Source organism: Streptomyces sp. NPDC085481 (genome assembly GCF_044541845.1).
In the GTDB taxonomy this organism is placed as follows: Bacteria; Actinomycetota; Actinomycetes; order Streptomycetales; family Streptomycetaceae; genus Streptomyces.
Map to the genome: position 1 here is coordinate 532,185 of NZ_JBITTJ010000001.1, position 22,719 is coordinate 554,903.

At 72.0% G+C, this 22,719-nt stretch carries 23 protein-coding genes, 1 other RNA gene and 1 pseudogene; 14 read left to right on the plus strand and 11 right to left on the minus strand.

Going from position 1 to position 22,719, the window contains the following annotated elements; all coding sequences use genetic code 11:
* The first annotated feature begins 25 nt into the window (after positions 1–25).
* The 3 genes from efeB to ACIGEZ_RS02485 are packed head-to-tail and all read left to right on the plus strand — an operon-like array spanning position 26 to position 3,167.
* Positions 26–1,294: an iron uptake transporter deferrochelatase/peroxidase subunit gene (gene efeB, locus ACIGEZ_RS02475; RefSeq protein WP_399826178.1), complete on the plus strand. Its 1,269-nt coding sequence runs from the start codon at positions 26–28 to the stop codon at positions 1,292–1,294.
* 18 nt (positions 1,295–1,312) lie between these two features.
* Complete coding sequence (efeU, locus tag ACIGEZ_RS02480) at positions 1,313–2,197, plus strand: iron uptake transporter permease EfeU (protein ID WP_399824838.1); 885 nt, start codon at positions 1,313–1,315, stop codon at positions 2,195–2,197.
* Positions 2,157–3,167 (plus strand): hypothetical protein, encoded by a 1,011-nt coding sequence (locus tag ACIGEZ_RS02485; protein ID WP_399824840.1) that lies wholly within the window; start codon positions 2,157–2,159, stop codon positions 3,165–3,167. The genes efeU and ACIGEZ_RS02485 overlap by 41 nt, the downstream gene beginning before the upstream one ends.
* A gap of 153 nt (positions 3,168–3,320) precedes the next feature.
* Here ACIGEZ_RS02485 and ACIGEZ_RS02490 read toward each other — a convergent pair whose 3' ends face one another.
* Together ACIGEZ_RS02490 and ACIGEZ_RS02495 are read right to left on the minus strand one after the other, a co-directional pair.
* Positions 3,321–4,100, minus strand: a complete 780-nt coding sequence (locus ACIGEZ_RS02490) for a bifunctional DNA primase/polymerase (protein WP_399824842.1) — start codon at positions 4,098–4,100, stop codon at positions 3,321–3,323.
* A gap of 97 nt (positions 4,101–4,197) precedes the next feature.
* Positions 4,198–4,839: a TetR/AcrR family transcriptional regulator gene (locus ACIGEZ_RS02495; protein ID WP_399824844.1), complete on the minus strand. Its 642-nt coding sequence runs from the start codon at positions 4,837–4,839 to the stop codon at positions 4,198–4,200.
* A 150-nt stretch (positions 4,840–4,989) separates the two neighbouring features.
* On the opposite strand from ACIGEZ_RS02495, the gene ddaH reads away from it, so the two are divergent.
* Positions 4,990–5,841 (plus strand): dimethylargininase, encoded by an 852-nt coding sequence (gene ddaH, locus ACIGEZ_RS02500; RefSeq protein WP_399824846.1) that lies wholly within the window; start codon positions 4,990–4,992, stop codon positions 5,839–5,841.
* Here the strand turns inward: ddaH and ACIGEZ_RS02505 are convergent.
* The 3 genes from ACIGEZ_RS02505 to ACIGEZ_RS02515 all read right to left on the minus strand — a co-directional run bounded on the left by ACIGEZ_RS02505 (position 5,838) and on the right by ACIGEZ_RS02515 (position 9,840).
* Positions 5,838–6,812, minus strand: a complete 975-nt coding sequence (locus tag ACIGEZ_RS02505) for a small ribosomal subunit Rsm22 family protein (protein ID WP_399824848.1) — start codon at positions 6,810–6,812, stop codon at positions 5,838–5,840. The genes ddaH and ACIGEZ_RS02505 overlap by 4 nt on opposite strands.
* 62 nt (positions 6,813–6,874) lie before the next feature.
* On the minus strand, positions 6,875–8,164 hold the full coding sequence (locus ACIGEZ_RS02510) for a multidrug effflux MFS transporter (protein ID WP_399824850.1): 1,290 nt from the start codon (positions 8,162–8,164) through the stop codon (positions 6,875–6,877).
* A gap of 41 nt (positions 8,165–8,205) precedes the next feature.
* A complete protein-coding gene (locus tag ACIGEZ_RS02515) occupies positions 8,206–9,840 on the minus strand; it encodes an alkaline phosphatase D family protein (protein ID WP_399824852.1) in 1,635 nt (544 codons plus the stop codon).
* Between the two features lie 134 nt (positions 9,841–9,974).
* On the opposite strand from ACIGEZ_RS02515, the gene ACIGEZ_RS02520 reads away from it, so the two are divergent.
* Positions 9,975–10,718 carry an SDR family oxidoreductase gene (locus tag ACIGEZ_RS02520; protein WP_399824854.1) on the plus strand — a complete coding sequence of 248 codons (744 nt, stop codon included), beginning with the start codon at positions 9,975–9,977 and terminating at the stop codon, positions 10,716–10,718.
* A 61-nt stretch (positions 10,719–10,779) separates the two neighbouring features.
* On the opposite strand, the gene ACIGEZ_RS02525 is transcribed toward ACIGEZ_RS02520, so the two are convergent.
* From ACIGEZ_RS02525 to ACIGEZ_RS02540, 4 genes and pseudogenes are all read right to left on the minus strand, one after another.
* On the minus strand, positions 10,780–11,103 hold the full coding sequence (locus tag ACIGEZ_RS02525; RefSeq protein ID WP_399824856.1) for a nuclear transport factor 2 family protein: 324 nt from the start codon (positions 11,101–11,103) through the stop codon (positions 10,780–10,782).
* A 375-nt stretch (positions 11,104–11,478) separates the two neighbouring features.
* The gene (locus ACIGEZ_RS02530; protein WP_399824858.1) at positions 11,479–11,832 is read right to left on the minus strand and encodes a hypothetical protein; all 354 of its coding nucleotides are present in this window, start codon (positions 11,830–11,832) and stop codon (positions 11,479–11,481) included.
* Positions 11,833–11,848: 16 nt separating this feature from the next.
* The gene (locus tag ACIGEZ_RS02535; protein ID WP_399826180.1) at positions 11,849–12,835 is read right to left on the minus strand and encodes a transcriptional regulator; all 987 of its coding nucleotides are present in this window, start codon (positions 12,833–12,835) and stop codon (positions 11,849–11,851) included.
* A gap of 135 nt (positions 12,836–12,970) precedes the next feature.
* Positions 12,971–13,105: pseudogene (locus ACIGEZ_RS02540) on the minus strand (helix-turn-helix domain-containing protein); the annotation flags it as partial.
* A gap of 348 nt (positions 13,106–13,453) precedes the next feature.
* Here ACIGEZ_RS02540 and ACIGEZ_RS02545 point away from each other — a divergent pair.
* From ACIGEZ_RS02545 to ACIGEZ_RS02565, 5 genes are all read left to right on the plus strand, one after another.
* On the plus strand, positions 13,454–13,660 hold the full coding sequence (locus ACIGEZ_RS02545) for a hypothetical protein (RefSeq protein ID WP_399824859.1): 207 nt from the start codon (positions 13,454–13,456) through the stop codon (positions 13,658–13,660).
* 79 nt (positions 13,661–13,739) lie between these two features.
* Entirely contained in the window at positions 13,740–14,000 is a 261-nt protein-coding gene (tgmA, locus tag ACIGEZ_RS02550) for a putative ATP-grasp-modified RiPP (RefSeq protein WP_351101981.1), read from the plus strand.
* 5 nt (positions 14,001–14,005) lie between these two features.
* Complete coding sequence (gene tgmB, locus ACIGEZ_RS02555; RefSeq protein WP_399824860.1) at positions 14,006–14,965, plus strand: ATP-grasp ribosomal peptide maturase; 960 nt, start codon at positions 14,006–14,008, stop codon at positions 14,963–14,965.
* The gene (tgmC, locus tag ACIGEZ_RS02560) at positions 14,962–16,125 is read left to right on the plus strand and encodes an ATP-grasp peptide maturase system methyltransferase (protein WP_399824861.1); all 1,164 of its coding nucleotides are present in this window, start codon (positions 14,962–14,964) and stop codon (positions 16,123–16,125) included. The genes tgmB and tgmC overlap by 4 nt, the downstream gene beginning before the upstream one ends.
* A gap of 17 nt (positions 16,126–16,142) precedes the next feature.
* Positions 16,143–16,487 (plus strand): DUF6087 family protein, encoded by a 345-nt coding sequence (locus ACIGEZ_RS02565; RefSeq protein ID WP_399824862.1) that lies wholly within the window; start codon positions 16,143–16,145, stop codon positions 16,485–16,487.
* Between the two features lie 679 nt (positions 16,488–17,166).
* On the opposite strand, the gene rnpB is transcribed toward ACIGEZ_RS02565, so the two are convergent.
* Positions 17,167–17,565: RNase P RNA component class A (gene rnpB, locus ACIGEZ_RS02570), an RNA gene on the minus strand.
* 287 nt (positions 17,566–17,852) lie between these two features.
* Between rnpB and ACIGEZ_RS02575 the strand changes: the two genes are divergently transcribed.
* Both ACIGEZ_RS02575 and ACIGEZ_RS02580 read left to right on the plus strand, forming a co-directional pair.
* Positions 17,853–18,584: a MerR family transcriptional regulator gene (locus ACIGEZ_RS02575; RefSeq protein WP_399824863.1), complete on the plus strand. Its 732-nt coding sequence runs from the start codon at positions 17,853–17,855 to the stop codon at positions 18,582–18,584.
* Between the two features lie 154 nt (positions 18,585–18,738).
* On the plus strand, positions 18,739–19,641 hold the full coding sequence (locus ACIGEZ_RS02580; RefSeq protein WP_399824865.1) for a hypothetical protein: 903 nt from the start codon (positions 18,739–18,741) through the stop codon (positions 19,639–19,641).
* Here the strand turns inward: ACIGEZ_RS02580 and ACIGEZ_RS02585 are convergent.
* Entirely contained in the window at positions 19,586–21,034 is a 1,449-nt protein-coding gene (locus ACIGEZ_RS02585; protein ID WP_399824867.1) for an RNB domain-containing ribonuclease, read from the minus strand. The genes ACIGEZ_RS02580 and ACIGEZ_RS02585 overlap by 56 nt on opposite strands.
* A 186-nt stretch (positions 21,035–21,220) precedes the next feature.
* Here ACIGEZ_RS02585 and yaaA point away from each other — a divergent pair, with 186 nt between their 5' ends.
* Together yaaA and eda are read left to right on the plus strand one after the other, a co-directional pair.
* Positions 21,221–21,988, plus strand: a complete 768-nt coding sequence (gene yaaA / locus ACIGEZ_RS02590; protein WP_399824869.1) for a peroxide stress protein YaaA — start codon at positions 21,221–21,223, stop codon at positions 21,986–21,988.
* 75 nt (positions 21,989–22,063) lie between these two features.
* Positions 22,064–22,690, plus strand: a complete 627-nt coding sequence (gene eda, locus ACIGEZ_RS02595) for a bifunctional 4-hydroxy-2-oxoglutarate aldolase/2-dehydro-3-deoxy-phosphogluconate aldolase (RefSeq protein WP_399824870.1) — start codon at positions 22,064–22,066, stop codon at positions 22,688–22,690.
* Positions 22,691–22,719 lie beyond the last annotated feature (29 nt).

The following is a 22,719-nucleotide window of genomic DNA, read 5'->3' on the forward strand; positions in this document are numbered from 1 at the left end:
GGACCCGATGAGCGAGAAGACCGAGATGACCGACGAGACGACGACCGCGCAGGAGGGCACCGCGCCCTCCCGCCGCAGCGTCATCGGCTGGGGCGGTGCCGGGCTCGCGCTCGGCGCCGCCGCGGCGGGCGGCGCCGTCGCCCTCACCCACGGCCGTGGCGACGCCACCGCGCCGGTCGCCGACACCGGCGGGGCCGTCCCGTTCCACGGCGAGCACCAGGCCGGCATCGCCACCGCCGTCCAGGACCGGCTGCACTTCGCCGCCTTCGACGTGAAGACGAAGGACCGCGCCGAGCTGATCCAGCTCCTGAAGGACTGGACCCGGGCCGCCGAGCGCATGACGGCCGGTCACGAGGTCGGCGAGGGCGCCTACGGCGGACTGCCGGAGGCCCCGCCGGACGACACCGGCGAGGCCCTCGGCCTCAAGCCCTCCCGGCTCACCCTCACCATCGGCTTCGGCCCCTCGCTCTTCGACGGCCGCTTCGGCCTCGCGGACCGGCGGCCCGGGGCCCTGGTGGACCTGCCCAAGTTCCCTGGCGACAACCTGGACCCGGCCCGCAGCGGCGGCGACCTGTGCGTCCAGGCCTGCGCGGACGACCCCCAGGTCGCCGTGCACGCCATCCGCAACCTCGCCCGCATCGGCTTCGGCAAGGTCGCGGTGCGCTGGTCGCAGCTGGGCTTCGGCAAGACGTCCTCGACGACGCCGGACGCCCAGACCCCGCGCAACCTGTTCGGCTTCAAGGACGGCACCCGCAACATCGCCGGCACCGACGCCCCGCGGCTCGCCAGGCACGTGTGGGTGTCCGGCAAGGCCGCCGAGGGCCCGGCCGCCTGGATGGACGGCGGCTCCTACCTCGTCGCCCGCCGGATCCGCATGAACGTCGAGACCTGGGACCGCACCCCGCTCGCCGAGCAGGAGGACATCTTCGGCCGCGACAAGAAGGAAGGCGCGCCCGTCGGCAAGGCCAAGGAGCACGACGAGCCGTTCCTCAAGGCGATGAAGCCGGACGCGCACGTGCGCCTGGCGCACCCCGACTCCAACAACGGGGCGACCATCCTGCGCCGCGGCTACTCGTTCACCGACGGCACCGACGGCCTCGGCCGTCTGGAGGCGGGCCTGTTCTTCCTCGCATACCAGCGGGACGTCCGCACCGGCTTCATCCCGGTGCAGACCTCCCTCGCGCGCGCGGACGTGCTCAACGAGTACACCCAGCACGTGGGTTCGGCGCTGTTCGCGATCCCTCCGGGCGTCCGTGACAAGGACGACTGGTGGGGCCGGGCGCTGTTCTCGTAATCGAGGAGGGGAACCGACGTGTTCGGGAACTATCTGATCGGTCTGCGTGAGGGTCTGGAGGCCAGCCTGGTCGTCTGCATCCTCATCGCGTACCTCGTGAAGACCGGGCGCCGCGACGCGCTGAAGCCGATCTGGATCGGCATCGGCGTCGCCGTGGGGCTCGCGCTCGCCTTCGGCGCCGGTCTCGAGTTCGGCTCGCAGGAGCTGACCTTCGAGGCGCAGGAACTGCTCGGCGGCTCGCTGTCGATCGTCGCCGTGGTCCTGGTGACCTGGATGGTCTTCTGGATGCGGCGCACCGCGCGGCACCTCAGGGCCGAACTGCACGGCCGGCTCGACGCGGCCCTCCAGATGGGCACGGGCGCGCTCGTCGCGACCGCGTTCCTCGCGGTGGGCCGCGAGGGCCTGGAGACGGCGCTGTTCGTGTGGGCGTCGGTACGGGCCTCCTCGGACGGCACGTACGCGCCGCTGGCCGGCGTCGTGCTCGGCCTGCTCACGGCGGTGTTCCTGGGCTGGCTGTTCTACCGGGGAGCGCTGCGGATCAACCTGGCGAAGTTCTTCACCTGGACCGGCGGCATGCTGGTCGTGGTGGCGGCCGGTGTGCTCGCGTACGGCGTGCACGACCTGCAGGAGGCGCGCTTCCTCGGCGGCCTGGAGAACAAGGCCTTCGACATCTCCGCGACGATCCCGCCGGACAGCTGGTACGGCACGCTCCTCAAGGGCGTGTTCAACTTCCAGCCCGATCCGACGGTCGTTCAGGTCACGGTGTGGGCGCTCTATCTGATCCCGACGCTGCTGATCTTCCTGGCCCCGGTAGGGTCGGGTCCGTCCAGGCGGGTGGAGAGGCAGAAGGCGACCGAGAGCGATGAGAAGGCTGAGGCGAGCGGCGCGGAGGCGACCGGCTGACACGCTCCTCGCGGCGGTGACGGCGTCCGTCCTCGCCCTGACCGCGAGCGGGTGTGTGACCGTCCACGGCGAGAGCGAGCTGCTGCCCGCGGCGACGAAGGCCGAGGCCGAGCAGGCTCTGAAGGACTTCACGGCGGCCTACAACAAGGCCGACAAGGCGTACGACCCGGCCCTCGACGCGGACCGGGTCACCGGCCCCATGGGGGAGATCAACCAGGCGGGCCTGAAGTCGCGTCAGGTGTCGAGCCCCGGCGGCAATCCGGACCACCGGCCGCTGGAGCTCACCGACGCGAAGTTCGTCATACCCCGCAAGGCGGGCTGGCCGCGCTGGTTCGTCGCGGACACGGACTCCAACCGGGACACCGACCAGGGGTCCGCCGACACCCGGTGGCTCCTGGTCTTCGTACGCGGTGGCTCGCACGAGGTGTGGGAGGCCGCCTATCTGTCGATCCTGAGCCCGGACGACATCCCCGCGTTCAAGAGCGATGCGGGGTACGCGGTGCCGGTGGCGCCCGGCGGCACGGGGCTCGCGGTCGCGCCGAAGGACCTGGGCGAGCGGTACGTGTCGTTCCTCAAGGGCGGGCAGCAGGGGCCGTTCGCCGCGGGACCGCACACCACCGAGTGGCGCGCGGAGCGCCAGAAGGCGGCCAAGCGGCCCGGGCTCGCCACGCAGTACCTCGACCGGGCCGAGAGCGGCGGCGACTTCGCACCGCTGGGGCTCGCCACGCAGGACGGCGGGGCCCTGGTCTTCTTCGCCACCCGCTACTTCGAGCGCCAGACGGCGGCGCCCGGCTACCGGCCGAAGGTCGGCAAGGACGTGAAGGCGCTGCTCACCGGCGAGGTCAGGAGCACCGTCACCAAGCAGTGGGTGTCCAGTCAGTCGGTCCTCGTGAAGCCGGCGGGCGCCGAGCGCGACGCGGTCGAGGTCCTGGGCCGGCTCCAGGGAGTGACGGGGGCGGAGGGGTCGTAACCCCTCCGGCTCCTCAGGCCCCTCGGCCGTACCCGACGGGCGGCGCGGGCTCAGCAGCCGGAAGCGCGACGGACCGGCCGGAGGCCTGACGGACCGGCCGGAAGCGTGACGGACGGGCCGGAAGCGTGACGGACCGGCCGGAAGCCTGCGGACTCAGCGGCTGAGCGGCCAGGCGATCCCGTGGTCCGCCGGCTCGCCCTGCTCCGCCTGCTCGGCCACGTGGCGGGCGCAGGCGTCGGTGAGGGTCTCCAGGAGGCTCAGCGGCTCGGGCAGCGCGTGCTCGGGGCCGCGCTCCCAGGCGAGCAGCGGCTGGGTGCCCTCGTCGCCGGGGAGCCGGGACGGCGGTACGAGGACGTAGCTGCCGCGGCAGTGCCAGCGCAGCCCCGGATGCTCGTCCATCGTCTCCGGATGGCAGTCGAGCTCGCACGGCCACCACTCGTCCTCGTCCTCGGGGGTGCCGCGGGTGAGGGTGAAGAAGTACATGCGGCCGTCGCCGGGCCGGTCCTCGGCCGCGGTCGAGACGGCGACCGGGCCCACCTCGACGCCCTCGGCGAGCAGCCGCTCCAGGGCGGCACGGCCGGCGGCGAGGGGGACGTCGAGGACGTCGTGGACCATGCCGGTGGCGGTGATGAAGTTCGCCTCGGGCTGGTTGCGGGCCCAGCGCTCGATCTGCGCGCGGTCGGTGGTCGACTGGGTCTGCCAGGCGAAGGAGACGGGGTGCCGGGCGGGCGTGGGACAGCCGATCCGCTCACAGGAACAGCGATAGCCGACGGGATACGCGGCGGGGGCGAGCGGCAGCCCTGCGGCGGCGACGGCCAGGAGTGACTTCTCGCGGTCGTTCTCGATGTCGGCCGCGGTCCGCTTGGGGCGCCTGCGCAGCCACTGTGCGAGTTTGCTCTCCGTGCCGCGGTAGCGGCCGATGCCGTCGCCCATCTATCCCCTCACACCTCATGCTCGCCCGTTCGGTCCCACGGGGCTCTCCATGGTCCCACCATCCTGCGCCTCGGGTGACCGGACTCGGGAACCGGGGTCACCTCCGCGCGGAGAGACCGCGCAGCGCGTACTCGACGAGGGTGTCGGCGTAGGCGTGGGTGAGCGGCAGGGTGCGGTGCAGCCAGCGGTGGTGGAGGGGGCCGACGAGGAGCTCGAGGGCGATGCGCGGGTCGACGCCGGGGTCGATGTCGCCGGCCGACTGGGCGGCCTCGATGCGGCGCACGTACAGCTGGAGCTGGGGTTCGAGCAGCTTGGCGGTGAACTCGGCGCCGAGCGCGGGGTCGACGATCCCCTCGGCGGCGAGGGCGCGGGTCGGGCGGTCGTAGACGGGGTCGTTGAGCTCGTCGACGGTGGCCCGCAGGACGAGCCTGAGGTCGGCCGCGAGGTCGCCGGTGTCGGGGATCTCACTCTCGGCGGTGGCGCCCACCGCCTCGCCCGCCTGGCCGGCGAGGTCGAGGAAGGCCTCCATGAGGACGGCGGCCTTGGAGTTGGCGGGCCACCAGCGGTAGATGGTCTGCTTGCCGACGCCGGCGCGGGCGGCGATGCCCTCGACGGTCGTCTTCGCGTAACCCTGCTCGGAGACGAGGGCGAGGGCGGCGTCGTAGATGGCGCGACGGGAGCGCTCGCTGCGGCGCGCGGAGTCGGGGGCCTTGGTGTCGGGGGCCTTGGTGTCGGACATGCGTCCCACTCTAGTCCGTACCGAGACGCACCGTCTCGTCACCGGTGGGGTCGCCCGCTCTTCATCCGAACCACCCGAACGGTCCACTGCGCGCGGCCGCAGGAAAGCGGACCATGGGCTCAACGATCAGCGACCGCAGAGGAGCTCTCTTTGCGCCACACTCCGCGCGAGGCCTCGCCCCGCCGTTATCTGATGTGCCCACCCACGCACTTCAAGGTGACGTACTCCATCAACCCCTGGATGGACCCCACGAAGCCGGTCGACCTGCCGCTCGCCCTCGCCCAGTGGGAGGACCTGCGCGACCGCTACCGCGCGCTCGGCCACACCGTCGAGCTGCTCGACCCGAGCCCCGGCCTGCCGGACATGGTCTTCGCCGCGAACGGCGCGACCGTGGTGGACGGCCGCGTGCTGGGCGCGAAGTTCGCCTACCCGGAGCGCTCGGCCGAGGCGGCGGCGCACCTGGACTGGTTCCGCAGGAACGGTTACCCGGACGCGGACGTGCGGGAGCCGGACCATGTGAACGAGGGCGAGGGCGACTTCGCCGTGACCGCCTCCTGGATCCTGGCCGGCCGGGGCTTCCGCTCCAGCCCGCTCTCGCACGACGAGGCCCAGGAGTTCTTCGGGCGGCCGGTGATCGGCCTCGAGCTGGTGGACCCGCGCTACTACCACCTGGACACGGCGCTGTGCGTCCTGGACGACGCGCGCGACGACGTCATGTACTTCCCGGACGCCTTCTCCCCCGGCAGCCGCGCCGTCCTGGAGCGGCTCTTCCCCGGCGCCCTGATCGCCACGGACCAGGACGCCGCCGCGCTCGGCCTGAACGCGGTGAGCGACGGCCGGCACGTGCTGCTCCCACAGGCGGCGGTGGGCCTGTACGACCCGCTGCGGGAGCGCGGCTACGAGCCGATCGGCATGGACCTGGGCGAGCTGCTCAAGGGCGGCGGCAGCGTGAAGTGCTGCACGCAGGAGCTGCGCGGCCAGGGCCGCCCTGCACACCGCTAGCTCTCGTCGCCCCAGGCGTCGCCCCACTCCGCGTCACGGGCCTGCTTGTAGAGGGGCCCGTGCCGCTTGGTGACCGTGTCGCGGGTGAGCCCGTCGGGGCCGCACAGGTCGAGGAGGACCTGGCCCTTGCGGATCTGCGGCTTGCGGATGATGCGGGCGGTCGCGGGGGTCACCGGGAACCTGGTCGCGGCGACGTAGCTGTACTTCTCGTCCTCGTACGGCAGGGAGCCGCCCTTCACCTGCCGGTGCAGCGAGGACCGGCTGACCCGGGCCGCGAAGTGGCACCAGTCGGTGCCCGGCACGATCGGGCAGGCGCCGCTGTGCGGGCAGGGCGCGGCGACGGTGAAGCCCTGCTCGACGAGGAGGGTGCGGGCGGCGATGATCCGCTCGTAGCCGTCGGGGGTGCCCGGCTCGACGATGACGACGGCCTGCGCGGCGCGGGCGGCCTCGGTGACGAGCGCGGTGCGGGCCGCCTCGGTGAGCTCGTTCAGGACGTAGCTGACGGTCACCAGGTCGCTGTCGGGCAGGCGCAGCGCCCCGCCGATCCGCTCGCGGCGCCAGTCGGCCTCGAAGACGCCCCGCGCGAGCTCCTCGCCGAGCTCGAGGGCCGGTTCCGCCCAGTCCAGGACGGTGGTGCGGGCCGCGCCCTCCCAGGCCTCGGCGACCGCCCAGCTCGCCGCACCGGTCCCGCCGCCCACGTCCGTGTGCGTGGCCGGCACCCAGTCGGGGGCCGCGTCCGCGAGGGCGTACAGGGCGCTGCGTACGGCCTCGAAGGTGGCGGGCATCCGGTACGCGGCATAGGCGGCGACGTCGGAGCGGTCGCGCAGCACGGGCGCGTCGGTCGGGGTGGCCCCCCGGTAGTTGGCGATGAGCCGCTCGACGGCCTGTGCGGCCTGGCGCGGCGGCAGCCCGTCGAGGAGCGCGGCGAGGGCGGCGCGCAGGGTGTCGGCGGAGGGGAGCGAGGCGTTCACCGACCCATTTTAGGCGGCCGGCGACGGCACCCTGACACCCCCCGGGGCAGCCGGACGGTGCCCTACGCCTCGTGCGACGGGGCGGCGCGCCAGGGCCGGCACAGGAGCAGGAAGCAGCCGACGGCGGCGATCGCGCAGACGACCTGGACGACGGCCATCGGCACGGCGGTGGTCTCGCCGGCGATGCCGACGAGCGGGGAGGCGACGGCGCCGATGAGGAAGGAGGAGGTACCGAGCAGCGCCGAGGCGGAGCCCGCCGCGTGCGGGGTGCGCATCAGGGCCTGGGCGTTGGTGTTGGGCATCGCGAGGCCCATCGCGGACATCAGCACGAAGAGCCCGGCGGCGATCGGCGCGAGCCCGGGCACGCCGAAGACGCCGGTGGTCAGCAGGAGCAGGGCGACGGAGGCGAGCAGGATGATGCCGAGCCCCCAGCCGAGCGCCTTGTCGAGGCTGACCCGGCCGACGAGCAGCTTGCCGTTGATCTGGCCGACGACGACGAGGCCGACCGAGTTGAGCCCGAAGAGCAGGCTGAAGGTCTGCGGGGAGGCCCCGTAGATCTCCTGGACGACGAAGGGCGAGGCCGAGATGTACGCGAAGAGGGCGGCGAAGGCGAGCGAGCCGGCCAGCATGTAGCCGGTGAAGACCCGGTCCGCGAGGAGGCCGCGCATGGTGCGCAGCGCCTCGCCGACGCCGCCGGAGTGGCGCCGCTCGGCCGGCAGGGTCTCGCCGAGGAAACGCCAGACGACCAAGGTGAGGAGGAGTCCGACGCCGGTCAGGACGTAGAAGACGCCGCGCCAGTCGGTGATCCGCAGGATCTGGCCGCCGATGAGCGGGGCGACGATCGGGGCGGCACCGGATATCAGCATGAGGGTCGAGAAGAACCGGGCCATCTCGACGCCGTCGTACAGGTCGCGGACGACCGCGCGGGCGATGACGATGCCTGCCGCGCCCGCGAGGCCCTGGAGGAGTCGGAAGCCGACGAGGAGTCCGGCCGTGGGGGCGAACGCGCAGACGGCGGTGGCGAGCACGTACACGATCATGCCGACGAGCAGCGGCCGCCGCCGGCCCCACTTGTCACTCATGGGGCCGACGACGAGCTGGCCGAGTGCCATGCCGGCGAGGCACGCGGTGAGGGTGAGCTGGACGGTGGCGGCGGGTGAGCGCAGCGCCTCGGTGACCTCCGGCAGGGCCGGCAGGTACATGTCCATGGAGAGCGGCGGGAGGGCGGTGAGGCCGCCGAGGACGAGGGTGACGAGCAGCCCTGCCCGTCGCGCGGAGGCGACCGGCGGGCCCGCTGTGTCCCCTATGCCCCCTGCGGGACTTTCGGTGGTGGTCCGGCCGCTCTCCGGCATCGCTGCTCCGTTTCGTTGAATCCGTCCCTATGTTAGGGGCGTCAGGCGGGCTTGAGACCGGGCCTGCCGGCCTCGGTCACGAAGGACGCGGCGGTGGTGACCGGGGCACCGGGGTTGGTGACGGAGGAGACCGTACGGAAGTCGGCGCGGGCGTGGTCGAGGCCGAGGGTGACCTTCGCGTAACCGCGCCGCCCGTTGTAGAAGCGCATGTGCGGGTTGGCCTGCATCAGGGTGGCGTGGTTGCCCGGCCGGTCGGCGCCGTTGCCGCCGCTGGAGACGGACGTGGTGACGATCTCCGTGCCGAGCGTGCGGGAGGCCGGGTCGCGGAAGTCGGCCTTGATGTCGAGGCCGAAGGAGACGTGGACGTCGCCGGTGAGGACCATCAGGTTGTCGACGCCGGCCGCGGCGGCCCCGGCGAGGACGCGCTGCCGGGAGGCCGGGTAGCCGTCCCAGGCGTCCATGGACAGCTTGTAGGCGGCGGTCGGCAGGGTGCGGCGCTCGGCGAACATGACCTGCTGCGGGAGCACGTTCCACAGGGCGTCCGACGCGCGCCAGCCGTCGATCAGCCAGCGTTCCTGGGTGGCGCCGGTCAGGGTGCGCCTCGGGTCCTCGGACAGCGGGCCCGGGACCTGCCAGCCGTCGCCGTACGCCTGGTCGGAGCGGTACTGGCGGGTGTCGAGGACGTCGAACTGGGCCAGCCGGCCGAACCGCAGCCGCCGGTAGAGCCTCATGTCCGGGCCCTGCGGCCGCTGGGGCCGGCGCAGCGGCTGGTTCTCCCAGTAGGCGCGATAGGCGGCGGCGCGACGTATGAGGAACTCGGCCGGCGGGACGTCGTTCTGGGGTACGTCGTCGGCGTAGTTGTCCTCGGTCTCGTGGTCGTCCCAGGTGACGACGAACGGGTGCGCGGCGTGAGCCGCCATGAGGTCGGGGTCCGACTTGTACAGGGCGTAACGGAAGCGGTAGTCGTCCAGGGTGAGGGTCTCGTGGCCGAGGACGTCCGGCAGGGTGCCGGGCTTGTAGCGGCGGTTGCCGCCGCTGGAGTCGACGGGGTACTCGTAGATGTAGTCGCCGAGGTGGAAGACGACGTCGAGGTCCTCCCGGGCGAGGTGCCGGTGGGCCGTGAAGTAGCCGTCCGGGTAGGCCTGGCAGGAGACGGCGGCCAGCCGCAGGGCGCTGTTGCGGGCGCCGGGCGCGGGCGCGGTACGGGTGCGGCCGACGGGGCTGGTCCAGGCGCCGACGCGGAAGCGGTAGAAGTAGACGCGGCCGGGGGCGAGGTGCTCGACCTCGACGTGGACCGTGTGGGCGAACTCGGGGTGCGCGTCGACCGTGCCGCGCCGCAGCCCCCGGGTGAAGCGCTCGTCGTGGGCGAGCTCCCAGCGGACGGCGACGCGGTTGCCGGTGGGCAGGCCGCCGGAGCTCTCGTACGGGCGGGGGGCGAGCCGGGTCCACAGGAGCACGGACCCGGGCAGCGGGTCGCCGGATGCCACCCCGAGGGTGAACGGGTTCTCGGTGATGCGGCGGGGGTCGAATTCGGCGGCGGCGGCCGTGCCTACGGCCGGGAGGTTCACGGCGAAGGCGAGCGCGGCGGCTGCGCCGGTGACGGTGAGGAATCTGCGGCGACCCAAGTGGCTTGCGGCATCGCGGAGTTCATCGACATAGGTGGGTGCGGCGGTCATGGTCCCCTCCCCTGACGGATGCTGTCCTTCCGTAGTGCAGGGGGGCGGGACGTCCTCACGTTGTCGGGTACAGAACATCCACGTGTCGGACGGATGAGTTCGTGTCGCAGGCGTCTGCCGTACGCTGCGCGCCCATGAGCATCGCAGTGGTGACGGGCGCCGGTTCGGGCATCGGCCGGAGCGTGGCGAGGGCGCTGGCGGAGGCCGGCTGGTCGGTGGCACTTGCGGGCCGGCGCCTTGAGCCGCTGGAGGAGACGGCGGCCCCCCTCCCCCCGGGGAACGTGCTGTGCCTCCCGACGGACGTGACGTCACCGACCCAGGTCGCGGCCCTCTTCGAGGCGGTACGGGACCGGTTCGGCCGGGTGGACCTGCTCTTCAACAACGCGGGCACGTTCGCCGGCGGCGGCGTGCCGGTCGAGGAACTCGACCCGGAGACCTGGCGCGCGGTCGTGGACGTCAACCTGACGGGCGCGTTCCTGTGCGCGCAGGCCGCCTTCCGGGCGATGAAGGAGCAGTCGCCGCAGGGCGGCCGCATCATCAACAACGGCTCCATCTCGGCGCATGTGCCGCGCCCGCACTCCATCGCCTACACGGCGACGAAGCACGCGATGACGGGCCTGACGAAGTCCCTGTCCCTCGACGGCCGCCCGTACCGCATCGCCTGCGGTCAGCTCGACATCGGCAACGCGGCCACGGAGATGACGGCCCGCATGCAGACGGGAATCCTGCAGGCCGACGGCCGGCTGGCGGCGGAGCCGGTGATGGACGCGGCGGACGTGGCGGCGACCGTGGTGCACATGGCGGGCCTGCCACTGGAGGCGAACGTGCAGTTCGCGACGGTGATGGCGACGACCATGCCGTACATCGGACGGGGCTGACCGGACGGGGCCGAGGGGCCCCGCCCGGCAGGGGTCACGCCCTTACCGCCGGTCCGGCGGATCAGGCCTGCCCGGTCTCGAAGCGGGAGATCTTCCCGCCGTCGACGGTGAACCGCCAGGCGGTCCGCATCGCACCCCAGGTGTCGTTGCGATAGGTGACGACGAGGGCGCGCCCGCCGTCGGTCTCCTCCTCGACCTCCATGAACCCGTTCGAGGAGAAGACCTCCCGCTCGGTCCAGTCCCGCAGATCCCGGTCGGAGCCGTCGTCGGACATGGTGGCGTCGGGAGTGAGGGTGCCGAAGAAGGCCGCCTGGTCGTTGTCGTTGAGGGCCACGACGAAGGCCCGCACGGCGGGGTCGCTGAGCTGCTCCACAGGAATGGTCATGCCCTTACCCGTACACCGCCCGCGACCGCCCAAGCCCGGAACCAGGCCGCCCGGCCCCCCGCCTGTCAGCCACTCAGCCGCCCGGCACTCGCCCACTCCCCCCGTCAGACTCGCCTCCCATGCCACACCCCGACCGACCCACGGCCCCCTGGCCCCGGACGCGGGAGAGCCCCCGGCCGGGCGCTGGGCCCGAGCCGGGGGCTCTCCTTCACTACTGCCGACAGACGAGCCGGGCTGTATGCCGGGGACTGTCGGCGCAACGCTATGACCTGCATAAACGTGCAGGGATGGTGCTTCCGTGGCTACTTTGATGGCTACGTAACAAGACGTCCCCGGCCGGATCGGCCCGGACGGGGACGTCGTCGCTCCTGAGATTCAGGCGGTCCCCTCGATGCGTTCGAAGATGTCCGCGTCCGTCTCCCGCTGCCAGACCGGCAGGTCGGACCAGTCGGCGACATATCCGGGCTTCGGGTCTTCGAAATGCCGGAACATCTGGGCGGTCCAGCAGATCGCGACGAATCGCCCCTTCTGCTCGCGGGTGAGCCGGGCCGCGTGCCCGCCGCTGACCTCGATGAAGTCGCGCACCTGCCCGTACACGGCGGTGGCCGCTTCGCGCTCCCACGCGGGCGTGTCGTCCCACGGCGTGACGTAGCCGGGCTTGGGCTCGCCGGGGTAGTGCTTGTTCACACCGTCGATCCACGCCTCGCGGAAGATCCGGCCGTCATTCATGCGCGTGTCCCTCTCGTCATGCGGTGCGCGGCAGCGCCGCGATTCGGTGATCAAGAGTCGAGACTCGGTCATCGGACATGAGCGGGGCAAGACGCCCCCGAAGCCCGTCCAGCTTCTTGCCGATGAATCCCGAATTCGACCGGTCGGCCAGTCCGAGTGCCTGCTCCGCGTAGTGCACGACCTGATCGATGTCCCGCCTGTGCGCCCCGAGCACGGCAAGGTCGCTCAGAACAGCAGCTCGGCGACGCAGGGACAGGGGTTGGGCAAGGGCTGCGGTGAGCGCTTCCTCGGCGAGATCAGGGCGGCCCAGCTGGAGGTAGCAGGCCCCTCTCTCCTCAGCCAGGCGGGAGCCGTCGAAGCGGAGCCAGCCGCCATTGTGGGAGTGAGCGCTGTCGAGGGCGTGCACTTTCTCAGCTTCGTCAAGAGCCCGGTTGCACGCGTCGAGATCGCCCACGGCCGCGTACGCCTGCGCCTGGACGGCCGCGACCCAGTGACGGGTGGAGAGAGTGTCGTCGCCCCTCCGGGCGATGCGGAAAGCTGCCGCGAGCAAGGGCTGGGCAGCGTGCGCGCGGCGCGCGTACAGCTCGACGTACGCGTGGCGCGTCATGGCACAGGCCCACAGGTCGTGGTCGCCACCGGCGTAGGCCGCGTTGGCGGCCAATGTGTAGCACTGCGCGGCGTCGGTGTACCGGTTGGCGTCGAAGAACAGCTCGCCGACGAGCTGGTAGAGGTCGGCCGTCATCCGACACAATCGGGACCGATCCACAGCAGTACGGGTCTCGGTCAGTCCCTTCGCCATCACATCGAGCTGTGCGCGCACCGCAGGGAAGACAACATGCTTGGCGTCCGATAGCGCGTAGACCTGCCAGAGGCTGCGATGCAAGGCGTCCCCCGTCTCCAAGAGCGTCGACGCTGCGCGCCCTCGGGCGGCATCACCGGGATCGGGAAGTGCGACCAGCGCACCCGTAACGGCGAGCAGACCCAGGACTTCGCGGCGCTTCATGTCGTCATCATCACCATGGAGGAGGGGTGGAGCAGCGGAGAGCCCGGCTGTCTCAGCCGGCTGTTCGTCGGAGAGAAGGGCTTCCAGCTCGGGGAGGGTCACTCCCAACAGCCCTGCGATCTTCGGCCGTTGATGAGGACGCGGGGTGGCACGACCACTTTCCCAACGGACCACGGTGGACGCGGCCACCGAGAGCACTTCTGCGAATTCCTCCTGAGAGTAACCCCGGACCGCGCGTCGTTCCGCAAAGTGCCTTCGCCTCGACGTCATAGGTCTCCCCTCACGAGAACCCTTTCACGCACTCATACCCGCCACGCGCCAACGCCTGGAAAACGCCCGGGTATTGCGCGAGGTCCGCTCTGGGAGAAGGTAACGGATCGTCGTTGACTGGTCACACGCCGCTCGGATGTCGAAGGACCCTCCGGCGGCTCCCACCACGGAGAGGAGCGACCGAGTGACAACCTCCGGACTGCCCCGCAGGAACTCTGGCGCCAGTGGCCATACGTACACGCCGCCGGAGCCCCGGCCGGGTGCGCCGAGCCGGGCTCTTCGGGTGCGAGCGGCCGGCGGCTGGGAGAGGTTCATGCGCCGCATCGAGGCCCGGCAGGAGCCGGAGGAGTGAACCCGGTCGGTTCCGACGGCTACGAGCACCACCCGCTCCTGGACACAGTTGTCCGTGACATCGCCTCGCGTGGGGAGGGTGTGCTCGTCGCCGTCACACACGAGCTCCACAGCCACGGCACGGTCCGCATCGCGCACATCCGGCCCGCGTCCGGAGTCGAGTGGACGACCGCGGCCGACAACATCCAGGCCGCTCGCCCCTGAGCCGCGGCCCGCAGATCACCGTCCGCGCCCCCTGGCGCAGACGGATTCCCGCACCACACCCTTCAACCCAAGGAGTCTCATGACCACCTCTGTCGCACTCCCCTCCCCCACGCGGCCGTGGGGTGCGGGCCGACTCGCGCCCTACCCGACGGTCATCCGCCGACCCCACGCCACGGTCGCCATCGACCCCACGACGCAGCTCGGGGTGTTCCGCGACCGCGTCGGGCAGGTGGTCGAGATGGGCAAGCACGGCACCAGCTCGGGCACCGAGACCTCCACGACGACGAACTCGGACTCCCGGAACGACCAGGGTCACGATCAGGACAGCACGCAGGACTGATGACCATGACCGAGGAGAGGCCGGTTCTGGTGGCCACCGAGGCGGACGACATCACCGCCGACATGGTGATCACCGAACTCAACCGGCGAGATGTGCCGGTGGTCCGGTTCAACCCCGCCGACATCGGCGAGAACCTCACGGTCTCGGCTCGGTTCGGCACCTGCCCGGCCCCGGTGGTCGGGCAGGTACGCACCCCGTCGAGAACCGCTGATGTGTCCCACGTCCGGTCGGTGTACTGGCGCCGCCCGGAATGGCCCACGTTTCCCCACCTGTCCGCTGACGACTCCCGGTTCGCGGCGGCGCAGGTCCGCTACGGACTCGGTGGCACCCTCTTCGCCCTGGGCGGCCCTCTCTGGGTCAACCACCCCCTGCGTGTTACCGCAGCCGACTACAAGCCCGCGCAGCTCGTTCTCGCCCAGCAACTCGGCTTCACCATCCCTCCCACCCTTGTCACCAACGACCCGGACGAGGCCCGCGAGTTCGTCCGTGCTCAGGGGCAGGCGATCTTCAAGACGCTGCGATGGACCCCCTACACGCGTGACAGCGTGCCGATGACGGGATGGACCGCCCCCGTCACCCCCGACGAGATCGACGACAGCGTTCGGGTCGCGCCCCACCTGTTCCAGGCCCGCGTGGACAAAGTCGCCGACGTTCGCGTACTGCTCGTAGGCCGGCACACGTTCGCCGTACGTATCGACTCCGACCTCCTGGACTGGCGCAAGGACTACAGCGCCCTGACTTACACCGTGGAGCACCTTCCCGACCGGGTGGCCAAGGGACTGCATGCCTACCTGGACCGGCTGGATCTGGTATCGGGAAGCTTCGACCTCGCGGTCGACCGGGCGGGGGCCTACTGGTGGCTGGAACTGAATCCCAACGGACAGTGGGGGTGGCTGGAGACCGAGACTGGCCTCCCGATGTCCGCTGCCTTCGCCGACCTGCTCGCACAAGGAGACCGCCGATGACCGACCCGGCATCCGAGCGACGCCGCATGGCGACCATTCTCATGAATGAAGGGGTCCTGAAATCCCCCTGGCTGCGTGAGGCCATCGAGTCCGTCCCCCGCGAGCGGTTCCTCCGCCCGGGAGTCTTCCTGGACGAGGGGCGGACCTGGCGGCCCGTCACCGCCAACGATACGAATCCGGACGAGTGGCTGAAGATCGCATACAGCGTCGACACCCTCACCACCCAGCTCGACGGCCACCTCACCGCCGACCAGGCCGGCGGACCCGTCGTGGGCGTGCCCACGTCCTCCTCGACCGACCCGGCCACCGTCGTCGGCATGATCGAGACCCTGGACCTCGCGACGGGCCACCGAGTCCTGGAGATCGGAACGGGCACCGGCTACTCCACAGCCCTGATGTGCCACTACCTCAGCGAGGACAACGTCGCCACGGTCGAGGTCGACGCACAGGTGGCCGCACGCGCCGATGCCGCTCTCGAAGCCGTCGGCTTCTCGACGTGGACGGTGACGGGCGACGGGCTCCTCGGCCACCCGCACCGGGCACCGTACGACCGGGTCATCGCCACCTGCGCGGTTCGCCGCATCCCATACACCTGGATCAGGCAGACGAACCCTGGAGGTATCGTCCTCGGCACGGTCGGCTCGTGGCCGTGGGGAACCGGCCTCGCGAAACTGACCGTCGGCGATGACGGCACCGCCGAGGGCTCGTTCGTCGGGCGCTCCTCCTTCATGCAGGCGCGTGCCCAGGCAGTGGCCCCCGCGGCTGGCGATCTCTCCGCCCGGACCGCGTACGCGGACAGTGAGCGGCGTACTCAGGTATCTCCTCTTGTCCTGGAGGAGTGGATGCCCGCCTTCCTTGCGCAGTTGGCGGCGCCCGGCGTTCAGTTCGTCCGCGCGACGGGCTGTGACGGCCCGCCCTTGCGGTACCTGTTCGATCCGGAGAAGGAGTCGTTCGCCGAGTTCCTCGCCGACGGCGAGAACTGGACCGTCCGCCAAGGCGGTCCGGTGGCCCTGTGGGACGACGTGGAACGTTCCCTCGTCGCCTGGCAGGGCACCGGGGCGCCGGAGATCGACTCCGTACGGCTCCACGTGACGCCCACGTCCCACCGGTACTGGATTGACCAGGCGCCCTCCCTGCGCTGGGAACACCGGATCACCTGACCCACTACGCTCCGGACATGGACGACGAACCGCTCTCCCAGTGGGCCGAGCGTCGCGATGCGAGGATCGGGCAGCTCCGCGCCGTACCCCTCGTCACCGGCGACGGCCCGAGGGCATCGCATCTGAACCCCGATGCTCCCCGGGCGATCCAGCGGTGGAACGGCCATCTATGGGAACCGCACGGCTTCGCGGCGAACCTCGCGGAAGCACGACGCATCCTGTTTCCCCACACCGAGGCTGCCTCCACCCGTGAGGCACCACCGAAGCTCGGCCCCGGGACCGGCAGACATCGGAAGCCTCCGACTTCCTCATGCTTCTCTGGCGTCCAAGCCATACCTCTGAAACCGGCCCCCAGCCGGTAGACCACCTGCGGCACACTGGCGCCCGTGAGCAACGACATATCCGATGACCCATGGGCACAGCGGGTGTATTTGACGTGGCTGGCCCGCGATACTCACTACGCTCTGGCAGCCCTGAACGCCCTCATTGGCTATGCGCAGACCACTCCGGTGCCACCAGCCGCCTGGGTCTGCTTCGAGGACTTCCTTTCCTTCGTGGGAAAGGTCTCCCGGGCTCTGTGGCCTGCCACAGGAAAGAGCCCGAAAGGGACCGATGAGGGCCTGGAGTGGCGGACGAAGCGAGGTCCGTTTCTACGAAGGATTCTTGAGGTGGAGGACTCGTCCCCACTGAAGGCCCGCGAAGTCCGTAACGGAAGCGAGCACTTCGACGAGCGCCTTGACGAGTGGATCGTCAGCCTGCCTCGCCCCACCGTCGAGGAGTGGCAGGCGGGCACCAAGCCCACATTCCCAGTGCGACCGGCCCCAGGACCGCAACAGAGGACACCTAGGCGTAGACGCATCACGCGGAGGGCCCCGGTCCAGCCAGCACCCACACCAAGCCGCCCAACGTGGCTACCTTCATGGCTACCTTCGTAGCGGCGAGGGTCGGTCTGAACCGGTACGGAACGGGGTGAGGCGACGCCCACGATTCCACGAGAAAAGGCCCCTGACCTGCGATATCGCAGGTCAGGGGCCTGAGGGACAGACGAGCCGGGCTGTACGCCGGGTTCTGTACCCCGGGACCTCGCGGTCGTCGGGGTGACGGCCATCCATCTAGGACCGGCGTTGCCGCCGGCCTCGTGCGGTCTACCCGCGGACTCGGGCGGGCAGCCCTCGATCGTCCGCGCAGGGACACCGGGGTGTCCCCTTTTGACCTTGCTCCGGGTGGGGTTTACCTAGCCGCCTGAGTCACCTCAGGCGCTGGTGGTCTCTTACACCACCGTTTCACCCTTACCGAGGACCGAGGTCCCCGGCGGTCTGTTTTCTGTGGCACTGTCCCGCGGGTCACCCCGGGTGGCCGTTAGCCACCACCTTGCCCTGTGGAGCCCGGACGTTCCTCGGGGAGATCCGAGGATCCCCACGCGGCCGCCCGCCCGGCTCGTCTGCCGTGCCGACCATGCTACCTGCCGTTTCGTGACGGCCGGCTCGGAGGAATTCGGCGGTCTCCAGGTCGGAGCCGAAGGGGGCGGGGAGGGAGCGGGTCTTGCCGAAGGGCGCGAGGTCGTACCTGCGGTACTCACCGGCATGGCGGTCATGTCGTGATCGTCGGACATCGAGGGCACCCGCCGTCCCTGAGATCGGGGTCGCTCCCTCGACCGTGGCACATGATCCGCGCCTTGCCGGGGATCCGCTTGACCTTGTCGCAGCGTCAGGGTTTCTACTGAGGCCATGCGTATCGGCGAGATCGCCGCGCTCGTCGGGGTCACCCCGCGGGCCGTGCGGCACTACCACCGGCTCGGGCTGCTGCCCGAGCCCCTGCGGCGGGCGAACGGGTACCGGGAGTACGGCATCCGGGACGCCGTCCTGCTCGCGCGGATCCGGCGGCTGGCGGAGCTGGGGCTCGGGCTCGACGAGGTGGCGGACGTGCTCGCGGACGAGGCCGGGCGGGAGCTCGTCGAGGTGCTGGAGGAGCTGGACGAGGACCTCGGGCGGCAGGAACGGCTGATCCGCGAGCGGCGGGCCCGGCTCGCGGAGCTGCTCACCCAGGCCCGAGAGGGGCGGCTTACGGCCGAGGGGCCGGTGTCGAAGGGGCTGGCCGGGCTGTTCGCCGAGCTGGGAGACGCGCCGGCGTCCCCGATGGCGGTCAAGGACCGGGAGCTGCTGGCCCTGATCGACACGGTCGCCCCGGCGGAGGACCGGGCCCGCCTGGTGGAGCTGATGCGCGGTGCGGCCGGGCACGCCCCCGAGGTGTACGAGCGGCTCGACGCCCTCGCGGACGCCGCCCCCGACGACCCGCGCGTCACGGAGGCGGCCGAGCTCCTCGCCGCCTGCCTGCCCGACGAGCTGGGCGGGCGCCTGCCCGAGGGCGGGCTCGCCGACGTGTTCTTCCGCGACCTCGCCCCGGCCCAGGCCGCCGCCCTGCGGCACGCCTTGCGGCTCGTGGCGGAGCGGGCCGGGTGAGGTGAGGCGCGGCGCGGTGCGGGGTCCGGCCTGGGGCCCGTATCGGAGCAGGTCTGATGAACCGCGCGGACGGCGCCCCACCCACGCCCCCATGCCCCGCACGCCGCCCACACCCCCATGACCCACGCCCCCGGCCCGTATCGGAGCGCACCCCATGAAGTACGCCGCCTACGCCCTCCTCCCCGCCGAGTTCGTCCTCGTCGTCTGTCTCGTCGCCGGGGTACGGATACCCCCGGCCGTCCTCGCCGGCGCCGAGGCGGCCGTGGGCCTGCTCCTGCTCGCGCACGGCGTCGCCTTTCTCCGGCTGCGGCGGCGCGGGCTCGCCGCTCGGCAGGCCGTACGGGCGCTCGTGCCCGAGCCCGTGTGGCGGCTCGTCGGGCATGAGATGCGGCTGATGACGAGCCTGGTGCGGTGGGTGGCGCGGCGGCCGCACGGGGTCGCCGGGCCGGAGGCGCGGGCGTTCGGGCACGCGCGGGATCAGGCCGCCCTGATGTACGGCTTCGCCTTCGTCTGCGTCGTGGAGTCCGTCGGCATGTCGTACCTGCTCGCCGACTGGCCGGTGGTCCACGCCGTCGTGCTCGTCCTCGACGTGTACACCGTCCTGTTCGTCCTCGGCCTGCACGCCGCCTCGGCGACCCGCCCGCACGTCCTGACCGCGGACGCGCTGCGGGTGCGGCAGGCGGCGCACGTCGACGTGCGCATCCCGCTCGACCGGATCGCCGGCGTACGTCACGAGCTGCTCTTCTCGCACCAGAAGGCGGACGGCGAGCTGAACCTCTCCGTGGGCTCGCAGACCTCCGTCACCCTGGACCTCACCGGGCCGGTCCCGGCGCCCCGGCTGCTCGGCGCGCCCCGCCCCGTACGCACGGTCCGTCTCCACGCCGACGACGCCCGCGCCCTCTACCAGGCGCTCAAGGCGCGCACCACACCCACGACGTCCGCGGCGCCCACGGCGTCGACAGGGCCCACCGCGCCCACGGCGTCGACAGGGCCCACCGCGCTCACGCCGGCACGAACTGCACGACCTTCCGCCCCGGATCGGCCTGCGTCAGCCTGACCCGCAGGTGCTCCCCCAGCGGCAGCTCCGCTCCGTCGGGCACCACCACGCCGATCACGGCCGGTTCCTCCAGGTGCGCGATGCCGACGAGGCCGAGGTGCGGCACGACCTCCTTGTCGATGAGGACCGAGTCGAAGGTCTCGCCGATCCGGTTGCTCATCACGGCGGCCTCGACGATGTCGACGCTCATCCGTTCCGCCTTCCGGGCGAGCTTCATGCCCGCCCCCATCTCCGCGTTCAGCTTGTCCATCGCCCGCAGCACCCACTCGGGCGGCGCCGTCCCGGCGACGGCCGCCAGGCACAGCTCGCCCGTGTAGCGGTCGACCAGACGGCGCAGCGGTGCCGTGCAGTGGGTGTACTCGTCGGCGATGGCGGCGTGGACCGCGTGCTCGGGGACGTGTCCGCCGGTGAAGGGGGTGTAGGCGGAGCCTTGGAGGAGGGAGGTGGCGTCCTGGAGGAAGGCGGCGTGCCGGCTGTTGCCCGGGTCGAGGGAGCGGATGAGTTCCGCGTACGACATGTGGTGCGGCCAGTCGATGCCGAGGGCCTTCGCGGAGTGGCGCAGTCTGGCCACCGAACCGTCCGGGGCGGGCGGCAGGGTCCGCAGGATGCCGGTGCCGGCGGCGGTCATCAGATCGGCCGCGGCCATGCCGGTGAGGAGCGAGATCTGCTCGTTCCAGCCGTCCACGCGGAGCGGGGCGCGGTATTCGAGCGTGTACGAGCCGCCGGCCTCGACGACCTCCTGCTCGGGCACCGCCAGGGAGACGCCGCCCCGCTCGATCTCCAGCGCCTCGCGGAGCCGGCCGACGTGCGGCAGCAGGGCGAGCGGCTCCTCGGCGGTGCCCGCGTCGATCTGGGCCTGGGCGCTCGCGTAGCTCAGCTTGGTGAGGCTGCGGACGAGGGCGCGGCGTACGTCGGTGGCGACCGTGCGCCCCTCGGCGTCGAGGTCGATGCGCCACAGCAGGGCGGGTGCGGTGTTGCCGGGCAGGAGGCTCGCGGCGCCCTCGGAGAGCACGGCCGGGTGCAGCGGCACCTTCCCGTCGGGGAGGTAGACGGTCGTCGCCCGTTTGTGGGCCTCGGCGTCGATCGCCCCGCCGGGGGCGACGAACGCGCCGACGTCGGCGATGGCGTAGTGGACCCGGTACCCGCCGTCGGCGCGGCGGGCCAGGTGCATGGCCTGGTCGAGGTCCTTGGACGTCGGCGGGTCGATGGTGAAGAACGGGATGTCGGTGGCGTCGTACTCGGGCAGGTGCGGCGCCTTCGCCGCCGCCTCGGCCTCGGCGAGAACGGCGGGCGGGAAGGTGTCGGGGAGCGCCAGCTTGGTACGCATTGCGCGCAGGGCGGCCCGCAGCGGAGTGTCGGCGGCGGCGGTCACGTGGATGTGGCGGCGGGGCATGGACCGAGCGTATGGCGGGCGGCGGGGGGCGGCACGTCGTGCGGGTCGAGGGCGGCATGTCGTGCGGGGCGTGGGGCGACGGGGGCGGCACCTCGCCACCTCGTGGGCCGGGCCCCCGCCCCGTACCTCGTACGCTGGCCCCCTGGGGCCGCACCCCCACCCCCGTACGTACGAAGGAGAACCGCCGTGCTCGTCCTGTTGCCGCCCTCCGAAGGAAAGGCCTCCTCGGGGCGCGGGGCGCCGCTCAAGCCGGAGTCGCTGTCGCTGCCCGGGCTCGCCGGGGCGCGGGCGGCGGTCCTCGACGAGCTGGTCGAGCTGTGCGCCGCCGACGAGGAGAAGGCGCGCGAGGTGCTGGGCCTGAGCGAGGGCCTGCGCGGCGAGATCGCCAAGAACGTCGAGCTGCGCACGGCCGGCGCCCGCCCCGCCGGGGAGATCTACACCGGCGTCCTGTACGACGCGCTGGGCCTGGCCACGCTCGACGCGGCCGCCCGGAAGCGTGCGGACCGCTCGCTGCTGGTCTTCTCCGGTCTGTGGGGTGCGGTACGGGTGAGCGACCGGATCCCGTCGTACCGCTGCTCGATGGGCGTGAAGCTGCCGGGCCTCGGGGCGCTGGGCGCGCACTGGCGCGGGGCGATGGCCTCGGTCCTGCCGGAGGCGGCCGGTGACGGGCTCGTCCTGGACCTGCGCTCGTCGGCGTACGCGACGGCGTGGAAGCCGAAGGGCGAGCTCGCGGCGCGCACGGCGTCGGTGCGGGTGCTGCACGCGCCGACGCGCAAGGTGGTCAGCCACTTCAACAAGGCGACGAAGGGGCGGATCGTGCGGAGCCTCCTGGAGTCGGGTGCCGAGCCGGCGGGCCGGGAGGAACTGGCCGGGGCGCTGCGGGACCTGGGCTACGCGGTGGAGGAGGGCGCCAAGGCGGGGGTGCTCGACGTGTTGGTGGACGAGATCCACTAGAGCCCCCGAACCCGTCGAGTTGCAACATGCGCAACGCTCGTTGCATGGTCCGCTTGCCGTCGGCAGGATGGGGCCATGACGAGCGTGCTCGACCTTGCCCCCGCCGCCCCCGTCGTCCCCGTCGTCGTGATCGAGGACGCCGCCGACGCCGTACCGCTGGCCCGCGCCCTGGTCGCCGGCGGCCTCCCCGCGATCGAGGTGACCCTGCGCACCCCGGCCGCGCTCGACGCGATCCGCGCGATCGCGGCGGAGGTCCCGGACGCGGTCGTCGGCGCGGGGACGGTCGTCTCCCCGGCGGGCGTCGCCGACGCGGTGGGCGCGGGGGCCCGCTTCCTCGTCAGCCCCGGCTGGACGGACGGCCTCCTGGAGGCGATGCGCGGCTCGGGCGTGGCGTTCCTGCCGGGGGTGTCGACGACCTCGGAGGTCGTGGCACTGCTCGAACGCGGGGTGACGGACATGAAGTTCTTCCCCGCGGAGCCCGCCGGCGGCGTCCCGTACCTCAAGTCCCTCTCGGGCCCCCTCCCCCAGGCCCGCTTCTGCCCGACCGGCGGCATCTCCCTCGCCTCCGCCCCCTCCTACCTCGCCCTCCCCAACGTCGCCTGCGTCGGCGGTACGTGGATGCTCCCGGCCGACGCACTCGCGGCCCGCGACTGGCGGCGGGTCGAGTCGCTGGCCCGGGAGGCGGCGGCGCTGGCGGCCTAGCGGGAGGCGGCGGGCTGGCGGCCTAGTGG